A 17,267-nucleotide genomic window follows, 5' to 3' on the forward strand; every position below is an offset into this window, starting at 1 on the left:
TCTAATAACCATCTAATCAATTAAAAAAATTAAATGAAAAAGCTTATTAATTTATCTGTGCTTTTGCTTACTGTTTCTGCATTGGCGCAATCTCCGCTTGAAAAAGGCAAAATTCAATTAAACGCCGGCTTTGGGACATCTAACTGGTCGACGCCTGTTTATGTTGGTGCAGATTACACGATTTCGAATCCAATTACTGTGGGAGTTGAGGCATCCTATCAGTCTTATACTACCTATGGCATTAAAAGTACCATAATAGGTTTGCAGGCCAACGGGAATTATCATTTTAATGAATTGCTGAAAATCCCGAATGAATGGGATGTTTATGCAGGACTTAATTTAAATTACTATAACTGGAAATTCAAAGATTCGGAAACCAACACTTATCTGGTTGATGACAAACCTTTTGGAGTTGGAATTCAAATTGGCGGAAGGTATTTCTTTAATGAGAGATTTGCTGTAAATCTGGAGCTCCGAAGTGGAAATGTTACAACAGGAGGAAAAATTGGCATTACTTATCTGTTAAATTAAAAGTACCATCTCTAAAAAACAAAAACTATGAAAACAATAAAAACATTTTTTTCCATCTTATTAATTGCCATTACTGTTTCCTGTAGCAGTGACGATGGCGACGGCAATCCAATACCTACACCCACACCGATTAAAACTGCAAAATTTGAAATAACGGGCAACTTTACCGGTCATATATTTGTAGTTTATAACAATAATGTCACCGGAAACACGACTGAAACAGTCACTTCATTGCCATGGAGCAAAACAATTGAGTATCCTGACAATGTCATGGGCATTGGCATTAGCGGTAATGCCGTAATGCAAAATCCCGGTGTTGCAGGTCAAACGGCCAGCTTAAAAATCTATTATGACAACAACGTTGTGAGGCAAAGCAATAAAATTGCGGACGTTAATGGTACATTTAGTTTTGAAAGCCTGGCTTTTGTTTTTCCTTAACATACTAATTATTAGGACGTTTACAAAAAACCATCCTATTTAAGAAAGAGAAATGGCTGATAATTAAGTAAAAGAAAATATATTTAGAAAAAATAAATTCAGTTAAGCCAAATAATCATGAAGCAATTGTTTAAGTATGTTTTTCTTTTCACTTTAAAAATTTCAGCACAAACCAATACAGAAACTTATCAGTTTTCAAAAGATATTGCAGCCAAAATCGAAAAAGACACACTGGCATGGAAATATCAAATGGGAGCAACAGATTATTCCATAAACGGATATTATAAACAGGCTTTAGAAACCTGGGATAAGAACGGAAGACCTGCACGAAAAATCAGCAAAGAAGATAGTTTGTACTTCACTTCTTTCAGGCAAAAGAATGCAAAGGACTATATCATAAATCGCTCAAAAGACGAGAAAATCATCATCATCAATGAAGCACACCATAACAACAGGCACCGTGTTTTTACGACTTCGCTTTTACAAGGTTTGTATGATAATGGTTATCGCTTCTTTGGTTTGGAGGCACTCGCTGATACGGAAATAAATGACCGGAAATTTCCTGTCATGGAAAGTGGTTTTTATGTAAAAGAACCACAGATGGCAAATATGTTAAGCGAAGCATTAAAAATTGGTTTTGTTTTATTTGAGTATGAAGCATCTGATGGAAAAAATGGTAAAGAAAGAGAAATTGAACAGGCTGCCAATATTGCCCGATTAGTCAAGGAAAATCCAAATTCAAAATTTTTAATCCATTGTGGCTTCGACCATGTAATAGAAGGAATTCCACCAAGCAAAAGTTGGGAAAGAGCTATGGCTGGCCGATTAAAAGACGAAACAAATATTGATCCTTTTACAATTGATCAGGTGTATTATACGGAAAAAGGTGATATTAAATTCACCAGTCCTTATGTCTTGATGGCGAATCCTAAAAAATCGGTAATTATGGTCAATGGAGCCGGAAAATTATTTAATGGCGGAGAAACAAATGATCAGACCGATTGCAGGATAATTCATCCTATTACGGAATACGAAAACGAAAGGCCTGATTGGTTATTATTAGATGGGAAACGAAAAACATATATGGTTCCAAAATCTAAAATTACCGAATATCCTGTTTTGGTTCTTGCCTACCGAAAAAATGAATACGAAAAAAATGGAGTTCCTGCAGACATTATTGAAATCCTAAATAAGGAAACAAAGACAAATCTTATTTTAGACAAAGGCATTTATAAAATAATTATTAAGGATAAAAATTATAAGATTATTCACGGATTTGATGCAAAAATAAAATAACCCATCATCTTCAATTTTTAATATGCCTTTTTTGAACCTTTAATATAAAAAAAATGAAAAGACATATTGGCATATTACTATTGCTGTTATCATCTGTATATGGTAAAGCCCAAACCAAATTACCCGAGTTTAATGACAAGCCGGCCTATTTCAATGCCGCCACAAATGAGCTGATTGAGTTGGAGAAATCACAATACAACACTATGGCAAAGGCCAAAGGATTATTTAGTGCGGAGGGCGGTTTTTATTTAAACGGAATCAAATCATCTGTTACCATTAAAAACAAAAGCACTTTAAAATTCATTGTTAAAGTAAACCCCGGAACCGACCCGACTTCTGTTTTTGATTTAGTAAAATTTGAAATCCGAAAAGATAAAAGGGTTTTGATTACCACGAAAGCAAAAGCAACCAGCACATCAACTTCATTCGACAAGATTAATTATACGATTGAAAAAGTAAAAGACGGCTATTATTACTTAGTCGTTAAAAATCTCGCTTCAGGAGAGTACTTTTTTGGATCCGGGGACTTCATGTTTGCTTTTAGTTTGGAATAAGAACCTGATTTGGTGCAACATCCTTGCAAGGATGTTGCACTTCTCAAATCTATAAAATACCATTATCTGCAAAGCTGTAATAATCATTTTCGGTAATTATTACGTGATCAAAAACCCGTATGTCGAGGCTTTCTCCTGCTGCTTTTAATTTTTTAGTTATTATTCTGTCAGATTCACTTGGATATAATACCCCTGAAGGATGGTTGTGTGCCAGAATTATTGCTGTTGCATTATGCTCGATTGCTATTTTAAAAACAAGGCGGGCATCCACTACGGTTCCTGTCATTCCGCCTTTGCTCAATCTCCATTTGTGAGCAATTCTATTGGAGTTGCTAAGAAATAGGATCCAGAATTCTTCATGTGCAAGTTCACCTATAACAGGTTGCATCGTTTCAAAAACCACCCTGCTTGTAGCAATTCTCCTAGATGGCACGGCTTCTTCAGAGCGCCTTCTTCGGCCCAATTCAACAGCTGCAAGAATTGTAATCGCCTTTGCCTCTCCAATGCCGTGATAAGTGAGGAGCTTTTCAATAGATAGCTTTCCTATCCCATTTAGACTTTTAGCATCTGCCAAAATTCGCTTGCTCAAGTCTACAGCACTTTCGGTATGATTTCCGGTACGTATCAGGATAGCTATAAGCTCTGCATTGCTTAGGGCTTCCTGCCCTTTATGCATTAGTTTCTCTCTTGGTTTGTCATCTTTTGCCCAATCCTTGATTGGAAATGTTTTTGTTTTTTTCGCTTCTTTTCCCTGCATGGCGTTGAAATTAAATCTAATAAGTGAATATACGAATATATACTATAAAAAAATACCCCTATTAAATTTAACCGAAATTATAAGATATATCATACCTCTGCCGTTATAGTTAAAAAATAACTGCCATGAAATATTTCATCTCTCTTACCTGTTTTCTTTTCATTGCCGCTATTGTAGAAAAAAGTTTTCCGGAAAAACTTTCGGATGCGGCAATTACGCTGACTAAAGACAAGGTTGTCTATGACCCGGGCTATTTTTCCATCAGCTATCCTAACGGCGATGTACCAAAAGGAAAAGGCGTTTGTACAGACGTTGTTATCAGGGCATACAGAAAACTGGGGATTGACCTGCAGAAAGAAGTACATGAAGACATGAAAAAAAACTTCTCAAAATACCCTCAAAAATGGGGACTCAAAAAAACAGATCCCAATATTGACCATAGAAGAGTACCTAATCTTCAGGTTTTTTTCACACGATTCGGTAAAAGTTTAGAAGTAACCGATAAAGCTTCAGATTATAAGACAGGCGATTTGGTAACCTGGATGATCAATGATAAAATGCCCCATATTGGAATTGTGACCAATCGAAAATCAGCTGATGGGAAACGGAACCTGATTGTGCATAATGTTGGTGCCGGCCAGGTTTTGGAAGATTGCCTTTTCCAATATAAAATAACAGGACACTACCAATTTAAAAAGTAAGCGGACCTGCTTTCTGAAAGGAATAACAGTTCCGCTAATCATCATAGTTTATTTATAGAAGCGTTTTTACCTCATCAAAATTAAGTCCTCCATAATTTCCGGAACTCATTAGCAATAATGCAATTTTCTCCGTATCAAATTTAAGGTGGAAAAGGTATTCTTTAAATGCAGCCGGATTGGTGTAAATAATCAGGTCTTCGCGATTGAATGATTTTGCAATCTGATCATAGGTTACTTCTTCCAGTTGTTTGATTTTGACGGCATCCGGCGAATAGAAAACCACCGCCACATCTGCAGCATCAAGGGCTCCTTCATATTCTTTCAGGAATTCAGCATTCAGGCTACTGTAGGTATGCAATTCCAGACAGGCAATCAATTTTCTGTCCGGATATTGTTCTTTCACCGCTTTTGTAGTGGCAGCCACTTTGCTCGGCGAATGTGCAAAATCTTTATAGGCTACATTGTTTTTATTTTCTGCAATTTTCTCCAAACGTTTTGAGGCTCCTTTAAAACTGGAAATCGCCTCATAAAAATCGGCTTCGTCAACGCCCATATTCTGACATATCCATTTGGCACCGGCCAGATTATTCAGGTTGTGGGCTCCAAAAACTTCAATCGGCATATTTCCTTCCGGAGTTTCAAGTAATGTTATTCCATTCTCAACTGTATAATTTGGCGTTGTGTATGGAATTTTGCGGATAGGATTCGTAGCTGCTTCCGCTACCCTTTTTACTTCCGCATCATCTTCGTTATAGACAAGAATCCCTCCGTTGGTTATTTTTTGAATGAAAATCTCAAACTGTTCCACATAATTTTCATAGGTTGGAAAAACATTAATATGGTCCCAGGCAATTCCTGAAATCAAAGCAATATTGGGCTGATAGAGATGGAATTTTGGTCTTCTGTCCATTGGAGATGATAAATATTCATCTCCTTCAAGAACAATAAAATCATTTTCTTCCGTCAGATGCACCATCGTATCAAAACCTTCTAATTGCGCTCCAACCATATAGTCTACATTGATGCCGTGGTAATGCATAACATGCAAAATCATGGAAGTAATGGTAGTTTTTCCATGCGAACCGCCAATTACTACTCTTGTCTTATTTTTTGACTGCTCGTATAAAAACTCAGGATATGAAAAAATCTTTAATCCTAATTCCTGTGCTTTTAAAAGTTCCGGATTATCTGCTTTGGCATGCATGCCCAAAATAACCGAATCAATATCTGAAGTGATTTTTTCAGGAAACCAGCCCAATTCCTCAGGCAGCAGTCCTCTTTTTTCCAAACGTGTTTTGGAAGGCTCAAAAACAGCATCATCACTACCGGTCACCTGGTATCCTTTTTCATGTAATGCAATGGCAAGATTGTGCATTGCGCTGCCTCCAATGGCTATAAAATGTGTTCTCATCTATTCAAATATATGGATAGGATATTAATTATGTTTTGCTTATTTCAGCATATTCTTCTAAAACAGCCTTGGCTTTTTCCGGCTGCTTCATTTTATTTTTATACAAATCGGCTAATTTCTTGTAGGTTGTTTTTGATTTGCCAATTTCAATTGCCTTTTTATAGTTTTTTTCTGCTTCTTTATATCTCTTGAAATATTCAGCAATATGTCCTTTTGATAGATAACCGTCAACAGCAGATAGTGTCATTAGTTCATCTGCATATTTTTGTGCCTTTCTTTCACTGCCTCCAATTATGGCAGGAAGTTGCAGGTACAATTCCACCAATGCCCATCTGGATTCAATATGTTTCGGATTGAGCTCAATAGCTTTTTTAAAAGAATCTTCTACATCGCCAATCATCCCCAAAGCCTTAAATTTATTACTTTCTTTGGCTTTCATTCCAAGAGCGCCACCATATTTATAATAATAATTAGCTTCAGAAGGTTTTAGTTCTTTTAGCTTTTCATAATACACTAAAGCCTCCTCCCATTTTTTGGTATGTCCTCCAATATCTCCCAGATATTCAATTACACTGACATCTTTAGGGTTCTTTTTATAAAGAGCTGTAAATATTTCTTTGGCTTTTTCATAATTCCCTTTATCAAAAAACTGCGCTCCTTTCGCAAATTCTGATTGCGAAAAGACTGCTAACGGAAATAAGAATAAGATTAAAAAGAAATGTTTCAACAGACATGATTTAGTGTTCCAAAAATAGGAAAATGATTTGGAATAGCGGGATGGATTTTATGTGTTTTGGCTAACTAAAAAACTATGTCCAAATACTATCCCGAATTTCAGATATTCAGAATAATTCCTGCAAATCCGCATCAATAAAAAAAGCCGTTTCAAAACTGAAACGGCTTTTTAATTTATTTGAACTAATAACTAATCTGAAAATTATTTTGCGATTGTCATTTCGTCAATGATATGTTTTGCACCGGCATATTTGTCAATGATAAACAAAACATAACGGATATCAACGTTGATTGTTCTTTGTAGTTTAGAATCAAAGATTACGTCACCGGCCATAGCTTCGATGTTACCGTCAAAAGCTACACCAATAAGCTCTCCTTTTCCATTCAATACCGGAGAACCTGAGTTACCTCCTGTAATATCGTTGTCTGTCAGGAAGTTTACAGGCATATATCCTTTTTTATCAGCATATGGTCCAAAATCTTTTTTCTCGTTCAATTCAATCAATCTCTTAGGCAAATCAAACTCCTGGTCGTTTGGCTTGTATTTTTTGATTGTTCCCTGAAGTGTAGTATAGTTGTTGATTTTTGCATCATTTCTCTTATCAGCAGGTAATGCACGAACTTTACCATAAGTCAGACGCAAAGTTGAATTTGCATCCGGATATTTGATTTTGTTAAGTTTAGACTCACGCAATCCTTCTACAAGAAGACGGAATGACTTTTGGAAATCATTTTCCAACTTCGCCAAATCTTCCGGCTTGCTTCTGTAAGTAGCCAAAATGCTAGATGAAAGTAAATACAACTTATCATTTTTCAATGCATCCACATTTGGATTTTTCAAAAATGCTTCAGCTTTTTCTTTTGTAGCAAAAGCGCTCTCTGCGATAGCCTGGTCTACAAATTTCGTGAAGTCATTGTTGTTTTCTTTGGCTAGCCCTTCAATGAACGGGTCAAGTTTGTAACCTGCTTTTTTAGCATAAAGGTTTAATTCTGCAATCAATACATCTCTTTCCAATGGAAGGTAGAAACCTTCGTAAACACCGTCAATTGCTGCCTGAAGTCTAGGAAGCATTTCTGCTTTCTTAGCATCATTTTCTTTGGCATAAGCAGCGATTCCGTTTCCTAAACTTGCAGGACCACCAGCCAGGCTGCTGTTTCTTAAAATAGAAATCAGGTAGTTATCGTGTCTTGATTTTTCGTTTGTTGCTTTGTAGTAATTGTTGATAGTAGCAACTACATCACCATATTTCTGCTTGTTCTCCGGCTTGTTTGCCCATTTGTTGAACTCTGCCTCTTCTTTTTGTTTTGTAGCTGCAGTTTTGAACTTTGTCAATGCATCAATCATTCCCTGACGGTTTTTCCAATAGTTGGCCACAGAAGCATATTTAGAAGCGTAGTTTAAACGAACCTGGTCGCTTTTGTCCATGTGGAATTTCATAGCATCCATTCCTGCTTTAGAACCTTCAACCCATGCAGGGTATGCAAATTTTACATTTTGCTCAATTCCTCCGGCCGGCATCCAACGGTTTGTTCTACCCGGATAACCTAAAATCATAGCAAAATCATTTTCCTGAACACCTTTCAAGCTGATTGGCAAGTGGTGCTTAGGCTTTAACGGAACGTTGTCCGGAGAATATTCAGCAGGATTTCCGTCTTTGTCAGCATAAACTCTGAACATAGAGAAATCTCCTGTGTGACGTGGCCATTCCCAGTTGTCTGTGTCACCTCCGAATTTTCCAATGCTTTCCGGTGGAGTTCCAACTAAACGAACGTCTTTATAGTCTTGATAAACGAAATAGTAATATTCATTTCCCTGGAAAAAAGAACGAACAGAAACAGTATATTTTCCTCCTTCGTCATTTTCTTTTTGGATTTTAGCAATTTCCTGGTTGATTACTTTTTCGCGCTCAGCCTCGCTCATGCCGTCATTTACTTTAGAAAGAATTCTTTTTGAAACATCATCCATTCTCACAAAGAAACGTACATAAAGTGAGTTTGGCTTGATTTCAGATTTCTTGTCTTTTGCCCAGAAACCATCTCTCAAATAGTTGTCTTTTGGAGTAGAAACTTCAGCAATCGCATCATAACCACAGTGGTGGTTGGTCAAAACCAAACCTTGATTAGAAATAATTTCTGCAGTACAGCCACCATTGAACTGAACAATTGCATCTTTAATACTTGAATGGTTGATACTGTAGATTTCCTCAGAAGTCAGTTGCAATCCCATTTTTTGCATGTCACGGTGATTCAAACGCTCAATGAACATCAGGAACCACATCCCTTCGTCAGCCTTTACTGTTGTAGGAACAAGCAGTATAGCCGTAATTAAGGATAAAATAATTTTTTTCATTTATTAGTATTTAAAGTTTAATAGGTATGTGAGTAGTCGCATAAAATGATTTTTTGTTACATTTTGACTGCCTGACATATATTTTTGCGATGCGAATATAACTCCATTTTAGAATTTTAGACTTATAAACGAGGAGAAAACTAAATCGTTATCGCAATTTTAACTTTTGTTTTAGACTTCTTGTTTCCTGCGCTTTTAATATGATATCTTCATCACGACCTGCTATTTCCTTTGCTTTCCTGCTTTTTTGTTGCGGCAGAAAATTTCTCTCGTTCAGATGCGAATAATACTGCTGAATAAATGCCTTGAAGTACAAAACATTCTTTTCGTCTTGCGGAATTTTACATTTCAGCAGATTATTTTTCCATAGTGGGTCTTTTCTGTAATCGGATTTGACCAATATGTCTTTTTCATTGAACTGGTAATAATAGGAATCGGTTGTACAATTAAAGGCACTATTTGAAAAATTAATTGCAAAATGATTTTCCTGCTCCTCTTTATTAAAATGATTTTTACCAAAGGCAAAATAAGGCTTATCATAATCCAGCATTCCTAAAAGTGTGGGCATGATATCTATATGTTGCATAATCTTATCATCTGTTCCTTTAAAGTTTTTTCCCGGATGATAAAACAAAATCGGAATAGAATAATCAAAAGGCGGCTTTAAAAACTTTGGCGAATCTGCCCCGGAAGCATGGTCTGCCGTTATGACAAAGAGAGTTTTCTTATACCACGGTTCCTTTTTTATTCCTTCAAAAAAAGTCTTCAGCGCATAATCAGAATATTTAATCACACGGTGTATCGGGAGCGTTCCTTCTGCAAACCTGCCTTTAAATTCTGCCGGAATACTAAACGGATGATGGGATGAAAGCGTAAAAACAGTCGTAAAAAAAGGTTTAGGCATCACGTTGATTTTTTCGTGAACAAAAGGCCAGAATTTATGGTCCCATATCCCCCATTTCCCATCAAAGTCATCATCTCCTTTTGCATCTTCATATTCTTCTCTGGACTGGAATTCTTTAATATCGAGGTTTTTTCCAAAAGACACAAATCCCATCGATTCTTTTACAGCACCGTGCATAAAAGCCGTATGGTAGCCCATTTCATTCATGCAGGCCGGCAACGCATGATAATCGGCAACAGAATTTGGCAAGGAAAGAAACGGTTCTTTGAAAGTAGGAATTGAAGCCCAAATGGCCGGCAAGGCATCCATAGACCGGTAGCCGTTTTGATGCGCATTCGTAAAGAGATAACCTTCATTAAACAGCGAATCTAAAAACGGCGTATGCGTTTCCTGTTTAGGCTTGAACTGGTCGGAAAGGCTTTTGATATGGGCTTTTCCGAAGCTTTCTAAAATTATGATAAAAACATTGGTATTCCGGTCAATCTTAAATCTGCCTGAAGACGACGGCATGTGAGTCGTAGGCACATAGGTTTCGGCAGTACTTTTATCAAAATATTCAAGCTTAGGCACTTTTTTAGATTTACCTATTGTCCTGAAAAGGCAGAAAGGATTACTCAATATCAAGGAAGTATGGGAAGCATTGCTTGTATAAAGAAAAGCATCGCTCATCGAAATGGGGAAAGAAGCTTTTGAAAGACTGGCTCCCCTCACCAAAAAAACGGTTAGAAAAACCATTACACCCAGATATGCCGAATTAACCACATAGTAATCTCTATTGTTTGATAATATGGATTTTCCATATCCTATACGTCTATAGCCCACACAAAGCATAGCCAGTACAAGAAAATAGAAGATAAAGCCATACCAGTAGTCAACCATAAAGTCGAGTATCAAAAGTGAGAAACTGTCTTCCTTAACCAAAAACAAATCTCCTAAAACCAATCGGGACTGTTTGTATGGATAATAAAACACATCCGCAAAATTGACCAGTAGCCCGAGGCTGTTTGAAATCATGTAAACCCAGAAAAGCCTTTTCTGATAGTTTTCTTTTTCCCGAAACCGAAAAGGCAACAGCGACAAAAAAATAAAAGGCAAATTCAGATAAAGTATGGAAACCGTATCAAACATCAGGCTTCCGCGAAGCAAAGAAAAAATATCCTTGTGGTGGATAGGGTCAATCAGGTGGTCGTTAAAAAAATAAAAGATAAATCTTCCGAGCATGAATGCGACATAAACGACCAAAAGCCGCAACAGCATAACGGTAAAATCATTTTTCCAGTTGATTTTCATAAAATCTAACTCTATTATGTTCTTCTGCAAGACAAGTCCTAAAACTAATTCTGTGGTTCCAGAAGAAGCGGTGGGGAATCGAAGTAAAACGTTTGTTCACACAAAAATAACGAATAATTCACATTCGGTTTACGTGCCTGAAAAATTTATATCAACCATTTTAAACTCATAAAAAAAGCATCCTTGAAGATGCTTCAATTTTTCTTTTTGTATCACTTCTATTGCTTTTCGCAATGCGTTCTGGCTGTCGTCAATTACAATATCCTGAAAGACACTTTCCGTATTGATAACGCCGCTTGGCCTTACATCAGGGCTGGTTGATGCCTGAAATGTAAATTTGGAATACGGCAATGCATACTACACTAAAGTGTAGGTAAAACAAATCGAACCAACTTATAATTTCTCTGTTTTCATCAACAATAAGGAGTTACCTGTTGACGCCTATAAAGATGATTTTTTCAAGCGGGTAGACGAAAATAAAATATAAAAGGCGACCTGATGGTCGCCTTTTATATTTGTTTGTCTTTTATTACTGATTTTCTTCAGCATTCAACATCTGCCAAAGTTTGTCTTTTAATTCGACCAATCCCTGGTTTGCTATTGATGATATAAAGTGATATTTCAAACCTTTAAACTCTTTGTCCAACTGTGCTTTCATTTCTGCTTTCAGTTCCTCATCAAGCATGTCTGATTTAGAAATTACGATAAAGCGTTCCTTATCTAAAATTTCCGGATTATAGCGTCGCAGCTCATCCAAAAGAATTTCATATTCTTTTTTAATATCGTCTGCATCAGCAGGAATCAAAAACAGCAATACTGAGTTTCTTTCGATATGTCTTAAGAAATAATGCCCGAGTCCTTTGCCTTCGGCAGCGCCTTCAATAATTCCGGGAATATCTGCCATTACAAACGATTGGAAATCTCTGTAGGCTACGATTCCAAGATTTGGTTTCAGGGTTGTAAACGGATAATCCGCAATTTTTGGTTTTGCAGATGTCAGTACAGACAGCAAAGTCGATTTTCCCGCATTTGGAAATCCTACCAAACCTACATCGGCCAGAACTTTAAGTTCCAGAATAATATCCAGTTCGTTAGCTGGCATTCCGGGCTGCGAATATCTCGGGGTTTGGTTTGTGGAACTTCTAAAATGCCAGTTCCCCAATCCGCCTTTTCCGCCTTTTACTACAATCTTTTTTTCACCGTGTTCGGTGATTTCGAATAAGATTTCGTTGGTTTCTTTATCGCGTACTACGGTTCCCAACGGCACTTCAATATACTTATCTTCTCCGTCAGCACCTGTACTTCTGGCACTTCCTCCGTCGCCACCATGTCCGGCTTTGACGTGTTTTGCAAATTTTAAATGGAACAATGTCCAAAGTCCTTTGTTTCCTACCAGATATACGTGTCCGCCTCGTCCTCCGTCACCTCCGTCAGGACCACCTTTTTCAATAAATTTCTCTCTATGCAAATGCGTCGACCCTTTTCCTCCTTTTCCGGAAGAAACATAAATCTTAACGTAATCTACAAAATTTCCCTCTGTCATTTTCTTTATTTAAAGTGTAAAGTTTAAGGTTTAAAGCTACAGTATACTGACAACTCTAAACCTTAAACTTTATACTGTTTCTTTTTGTTTATTCTTTTAGCGAACGGACTAAAACCTTGTCGATTTTAACGCCGTCCATATCTATAACTTCTAATTCAAATAAGTTCCAGATTAATTTTTCGCCCTGTTTTGGTATATAGGAAAGCTCTGTCATGATTAGGCCGCTTACTGTCGTAACTTCATAATCGTTAATCAGTTCATCCAAATCAAAATAGGTCAAAAAGTCGTGTAACGAATAATGCCCGTCAACCAGCCAGGTACCATCTTCTCTTGCCACAAGCTGGAATTCTTCATGATAGAAATCTGACGCATCGCCTACCAGAGCTTCCAGAATGTCGTTTAGGGTAATCATACCTTGTGTGATTCCGTATTCGTCTGTTACTATGGCATAGTGTACTTTGGTTTTCTTGAAAATATCCAATGCCTTATAGGCAGAAGTATGTTCTATCAGATAGACCGGCTCCTTCATTATATCTCTAAGGTTGAAGTCGCCGCTTTCAAATTTGGCAAACAAATCTTTTAACAGCACAACCCCAACAACTTCGTCCAGGCTTTCTTCACAAACCGGATAAACGGAGTGAATTTCATCCAGAACTTTTTGTTTAAGTGTAGGAAGGTCATCTTCCAATGAAAGATAGTCAACCGATTTCCTGTGGGTCATCAAGGAGTTTACCTTTCTGTCACCAATATGGAATACACGTTCCACAATGTCCTGTTCGATTTCCTGTACTTCTCCTACTTCAGTTCCTTCTTTGATGATGGCCTTAATTTCTTCTTCGGTAACTTTACCGTCTGCCGTTGGCCTGATTCTGAACAATTTCAGCAAAGATTCTGTTGAAATGGTCAAAAGCCAGATAAAAGGCGCGGTAATTATCGAAATTACTTTCATAGGCAAGGCTACCGTCTTTGCAATTGTTTCAGGATAATTGAGCCCGATTCTTTTAGGAAGCAATTCGCCAAGCACCAAGGAGAAGAATGTCAGGATAACAACCACGATTCCAACCGAAAGGTTTGCTGAATACGGCTGCAGGAATTCATACTGGTCCAGGAAAATCTTTACATCGCCAGTGATATTATCACCTGAATAAATACCTGTTAAGATTCCGATTAATGTGATTCCGATTTGAACAGTCGACAAAAATTTGTTTGGCGAATTGGCCAAATCCAAAGCAGTTTTGGCGCTGGGATTCCCTTTTTTTGCAGAAGTTTCCAACCTGTTTTTTCGCGCTGATATCAATGCGATTTCCGACATCGAAAAAACACCATTCAAAAGGATTAAAAAGAAAATTATAGCTATTTCCAAGTTTTATAAATTAAGTTAAAGGCTATCGATTACTGTACTTAACCGATGTGTAATTTCTTCTATGGAACCAATTCCGTCCACAGCGTGAAATTTATTCTGTGCTTTATAATAGTCCATTAAAGGAGCTGTTTTTTCGTTGTATTCCTGATAACGGTTTCTGATTTTTTCTTCATCCTGGTCATCTGGTCTTCCTGAAGTTTTTCCTCTTTCCAAAAGTCTTTTTACCAAAATTTCATCATTGGCCTCCAAAGCAACCGTTGCCGTTATTTCTTCGTTTTTAGATTCCAAAAAGTTATCCAGAGCTTTTGCCTGTGACAGGGTTCTTGGGAATCCGTCAAAAAGAAATCCTTTAGATTCCGGGTTTTTATCTACTTCACTTTGAAGCATCTGGATGGTTACTTCATCCGGAACCAAATCTCCTTTATCCATATAGGTCTTGGCTAATTTGCCAAGCTCTGTTTCATTTTTAATATTGAACCTAAAAATATCTCCTGTTGAGAGATGGGTCAGATTGTATTTCTTTTTTAAGAATTCAGCCTGGGTTCCTTTTCCTGCTCCAGGCTTCCCAAATAATACGATATTAATCATTTTGTTAGTTGTGAGTTATTATATGCCAGGATTTTTCAATCCAAAATATTTCATTTTCTAATCCGACTTAATCTTTCAATTGGTATATTTCCGGAATGTTTCTTCCGAGCCCATCATAATCCAGGCCGTAGCCTACAATGAATTTGTTTGGAATTTCAATACCAATATAATCAATTTTTATGTCTTTTTTGTATGCTTCGGGCTTTAAAAATAAGGTAGCGAATTTAAGCTGCTTTACATTTTGGGACTCAAACATTGCTTTCAGCTCGACCAAAGTATTTCCTGTGTCGACAATATCTTCTATTACGACAACGGTTCTTCCCGATAAATCTTGATTAAGTCCGATGAGTTTTTTTACCTCATGGGTTGTAGTAGTGCCCTCATAGGAGGCTAATTTTACGAAGCTTACTTCGCAGGCTTTCGGATAGTGTTTCATAAAATCTGAAACCACCATAAAGGCGCCGTTTAAGACGCCCACAAATAAGGGTATCTCTTCGTCTAGGTCTTCAGCTACTTCCTGCGCCATTTTGGCTATAGCTGAATCGATTTCCTTTCCGCTGATGAAAGGAACAAAATGTTTGTCGTGAAGTTGTATCACAATGATTTTATTAAATAATAAGTTGCAAATATACTAAAATAGAATCCAGCTATTTTACAATTTATTTCAGTTTTATTACAATTTTATTTTTGTTAAATGTTTTTTAATATTCTTTAAACTCCGAAGATAAAAAATTTAAAATCAGTAAATTCAATATCCTGAAAATACAACCACTAATTTTTTCAAGCTATGAAAACACGTATTTTACCCCTACTTTCCTGCATTGCTTTTTCATTCTTATCCTGTAACGGACAAGAAAAGAAACCGCCTGTAAAAAATAGTACTACTATTGTAAAAACTGCTGTAGGCGATTTGGAACTTCCTGCTCCGTATGCTACAGAATCTGCCCGAAAAATAAGCCGCATGAAAGAGTGGCCTGAAGGAGTTACACCTAAGGCTCCGGAAGGATTTGTGGTAACGAAATTTGCAGACGGATTGAAAAATCCACGCTGGACCTATATTGCTCCCAACAATGATATTTTTGTAGTGGAAAGCAACACTTTTAAAAGCGCCAACCAAATTACTATTTTCAGAGACAAGGATGGTGATGGTGTTTTTGAGACCCGTGAAATTTTTAAAGACGGGCTCAACATGCCTTTCGGGATGCTGATTCTTGATAATTATTTTTACATAGCCAATACTGATGGTCTTTTTCGTTTTCCATACAGCGCAGGTGACTTAAAGCTAAGAGGAAACGGAACAAAAATACTGGAACTTCCTGCCGGAGGTTATAACAATCACTGGACAAGAAATCTGCTTGCCAATGCTGACGGTTCAAAAATATATGTTTCCGTAGGCTCTGCCAGTAACAATGCTGAGCACGGGATGGAAGTAGAAAAAAGGCGCGCCAATATTTTAGAAATCAATCCTGACGGAACAGGAGAACAAATTTATGCCAACGGCTTGCGAAATCCTGTTGGAATGGATTGGAATCCTGCCAACAACGAACTCTGGACTGCCGTAAACGAACGCGATGATTTGGGTGACGAACTTGTTCCTGATTATATTACAAGCGTAAAAAGAGGAGGTTTTTACGGTTGGCCTTATTCCTATTACGGACAGATTCCAGACCCAAGAATGAAAGGACAGGGAAAAGAACTGGTTGCTAAGGCTATCATTCCCGATGTTTCTGTTGGTGCACATACCGCTTCACTCGGATTTGCTTTTTATAACCAGGATGTTTTTCCGGCTAAATACAGAAACGGGGCTTTTGTAGGACAGCATGGCTCCTGGAACCGTTCAAAACTAAGCGGATACAAAGTGCTTTTTGTACCTTTTAAAAACGGAAAGCCTTCCGGAAAACCCGAAGATTTCCTGACCGGATTCATTGCCAACGAAGAAAAAGCGGAAGTTTACGGACGTCCTGTTGCTGTGACGGTTATGAAAGACGGCTCGTTATTGGTGAATGACGACAGCGGCAATACGATATGGAGAGTGGCTTTTAAAAAATAAGCCATACAGATACATTAAAACTTTTGACATCGTTAGCGGCTCAGCGCCTTTGCAATGAATTATTTCACGCAAAGGCGCTGAGCCGCCAAGTTGATTAATAATGTATCTCTTTAGCAGTTCCTTTTGCCATAAACACTTAGTAATTATTTTAATACTTTTACGACAGTTTAAAATCAACAAACCAAATGAGTTCTGATTTTATTAAAAAATTAGAAAATAGCACGGCACACAGGCAAAGCCGCGAATTAATATCTGACAGCATTTCTGCCAACCCGGAACTGTTGCCTGTTTTAATGGGCGTGCTGTTAGACACCAAAAACAAAAATCATTATAAAGCCTGCTGGACTTCGGAATTGGTTTTTGAAAAGCATATTGAATGGCTTATTCCCTATCTTGATGTTTTTAGCAAGACACTGTCGTCCTATTCGCATGACGGGGCATTGCGTTCTGTTTCTAAAATCTGTCTTTTTTCAGCAACCTACCATTTGAAAAAGAAAAAGTCGGGAGCAATTTTTCTAACAGACGAGCAGTTGGAACTGATGGTAGAATCCTGTTTTGACTGGCTTATCAGCGACCAGAAAGTAGCCACCAAGGCTTATGCCATGAGGGCTCTTTATGCTTTTGGAAAAATAAACGACTGGATATATCCGGAACTCAAGACTATTTTGACACAGGATTATCCAAATCATTCGGCGGCATACAAATTAGCTTCAAAAGAAATCCTGAAAAAGCTGAAATAGCTAAAAAATATCTTCT

General features: G+C 37.4%; 16 protein-coding genes. 7 read left to right on the top strand and 9 right to left on the bottom strand.

All coding sequences use genetic code 11. The annotated features are described in order from the left end of the window. Positions 1–33: 33 nt before the first annotated feature. The 4 genes from ASG38_RS07875 to ASG38_RS07890 all read left to right on the top strand — a co-directional run bounded on the left by ASG38_RS07875 (position 34) and on the right by ASG38_RS07890 (position 2,819). Entirely contained in the window at positions 34–531 is a 498-nt protein-coding gene (locus ASG38_RS07875; protein WP_056068869.1) for an outer membrane beta-barrel protein, read from the top strand. 27 nt (positions 532–558) lie between these two features. Beyond that, entirely contained in the window at positions 559–969 is a 411-nt protein-coding gene (locus tag ASG38_RS07880; RefSeq protein ID WP_056068871.1) for a hypothetical protein, read from the top strand. A 117-nt stretch (positions 970–1,086) separates the two neighbouring features. Continuing rightward, positions 1,087–2,265 (top strand): hypothetical protein, encoded by a 1,179-nt coding sequence (locus tag ASG38_RS07885; protein ID WP_056068873.1) that lies wholly within the window; start codon positions 1,087–1,089, stop codon positions 2,263–2,265. Positions 2,266–2,318: 53 nt separating this feature from the next. Continuing rightward, on the top strand, positions 2,319–2,819 hold the full coding sequence (locus ASG38_RS07890; RefSeq protein ID WP_056068875.1) for a hypothetical protein: 501 nt from the start codon (positions 2,319–2,321) through the stop codon (positions 2,817–2,819). A gap of 49 nt (positions 2,820–2,868) precedes the next feature. Here ASG38_RS07890 and radC read toward each other — a convergent pair whose 3' ends face one another. Next, the gene (gene radC, locus ASG38_RS07895; protein ID WP_056068877.1) at positions 2,869–3,576 is read right to left on the bottom strand and encodes a DNA repair protein RadC; all 708 of its coding nucleotides are present in this window, start codon (positions 3,574–3,576) and stop codon (positions 2,869–2,871) included. Between the two features lie 125 nt (positions 3,577–3,701). On the opposite strand from radC, the gene ASG38_RS07900 reads away from it, so the two are divergent. Next, a complete protein-coding gene (locus ASG38_RS07900) occupies positions 3,702–4,277 on the top strand; it encodes a DUF1287 domain-containing protein (RefSeq protein WP_056068879.1) in 576 nt (191 codons plus the stop codon). 52 nt (positions 4,278–4,329) lie between these two features. Here the strand turns inward: ASG38_RS07900 and murC are convergent, their stop codons facing one another. From murC to ASG38_RS07945, 8 genes are all read right to left on the bottom strand, one after another. Next, positions 4,330–5,688 (bottom strand): UDP-N-acetylmuramate--L-alanine ligase, encoded by a 1,359-nt coding sequence (gene murC, locus ASG38_RS07905; RefSeq protein WP_056068881.1) that lies wholly within the window; start codon positions 5,686–5,688, stop codon positions 4,330–4,332. 28 nt (positions 5,689–5,716) lie between these two features. Further along, entirely contained in the window at positions 5,717–6,415 is a 699-nt protein-coding gene (locus tag ASG38_RS07910; RefSeq protein WP_056068883.1) for a lipopolysaccharide assembly protein LapB, read from the bottom strand. A 210-nt stretch (positions 6,416–6,625) separates the two neighbouring features. Beyond that, positions 6,626–8,773 carry a S46 family peptidase gene (locus tag ASG38_RS07915; protein ID WP_056068885.1) on the bottom strand — a complete coding sequence of 716 codons (2,148 nt, stop codon included), beginning with the start codon at positions 8,771–8,773 and terminating at the stop codon, positions 6,626–6,628. Positions 8,774–8,921: 148 nt separating this feature from the next. After that, the gene (locus ASG38_RS07920) at positions 8,922–10,967 is read right to left on the bottom strand and encodes an LTA synthase family protein (protein WP_056068887.1); all 2,046 of its coding nucleotides are present in this window, start codon (positions 10,965–10,967) and stop codon (positions 8,922–8,924) included. A gap of 529 nt (positions 10,968–11,496) precedes the next feature. Continuing rightward, complete coding sequence (obgE, locus tag ASG38_RS07930) at positions 11,497–12,510, bottom strand: GTPase ObgE (RefSeq protein WP_056068891.1); 1,014 nt, start codon at positions 12,508–12,510, stop codon at positions 11,497–11,499. A gap of 88 nt (positions 12,511–12,598) precedes the next feature. Further along, complete coding sequence (locus ASG38_RS07935) at positions 12,599–13,873, bottom strand: hemolysin family protein (RefSeq protein WP_082482183.1); 1,275 nt, start codon at positions 13,871–13,873, stop codon at positions 12,599–12,601. Between the two features lie 15 nt (positions 13,874–13,888). Further along, positions 13,889–14,461, bottom strand: coding sequence for an adenylate kinase (locus ASG38_RS07940; protein WP_056068895.1), 573 nt, complete (start codon positions 14,459–14,461; stop codon positions 13,889–13,891). 67 nt (positions 14,462–14,528) lie between these two features. Continuing rightward, entirely contained in the window at positions 14,529–15,059 is a 531-nt protein-coding gene (locus tag ASG38_RS07945; RefSeq protein ID WP_056068897.1) for a phosphoribosyltransferase, read from the bottom strand. A 189-nt stretch (positions 15,060–15,248) separates the two neighbouring features. Between ASG38_RS07945 and ASG38_RS07950 the strand changes: the two genes are divergently transcribed. Continuing rightward, a complete protein-coding gene (locus tag ASG38_RS07950) occupies positions 15,249–16,511 on the top strand; it encodes a sorbosone dehydrogenase family protein (protein WP_056068898.1) in 1,263 nt (420 codons plus the stop codon). Between the two features lie 185 nt (positions 16,512–16,696). Further along, a complete protein-coding gene (locus tag ASG38_RS07955; RefSeq protein ID WP_056068900.1) occupies positions 16,697–17,251 on the top strand; it encodes a hypothetical protein in 555 nt (184 codons plus the stop codon). The last annotated feature ends 16 nt before the right edge of the window (positions 17,252–17,267 follow it).

This window comes from Flavobacterium sp. Leaf359 (assembly GCF_001423985.1).
Taxonomy (GTDB): Bacteria; Bacteroidota; Bacteroidia; order Flavobacteriales; family Flavobacteriaceae; genus Flavobacterium; species Flavobacterium lindanitolerans.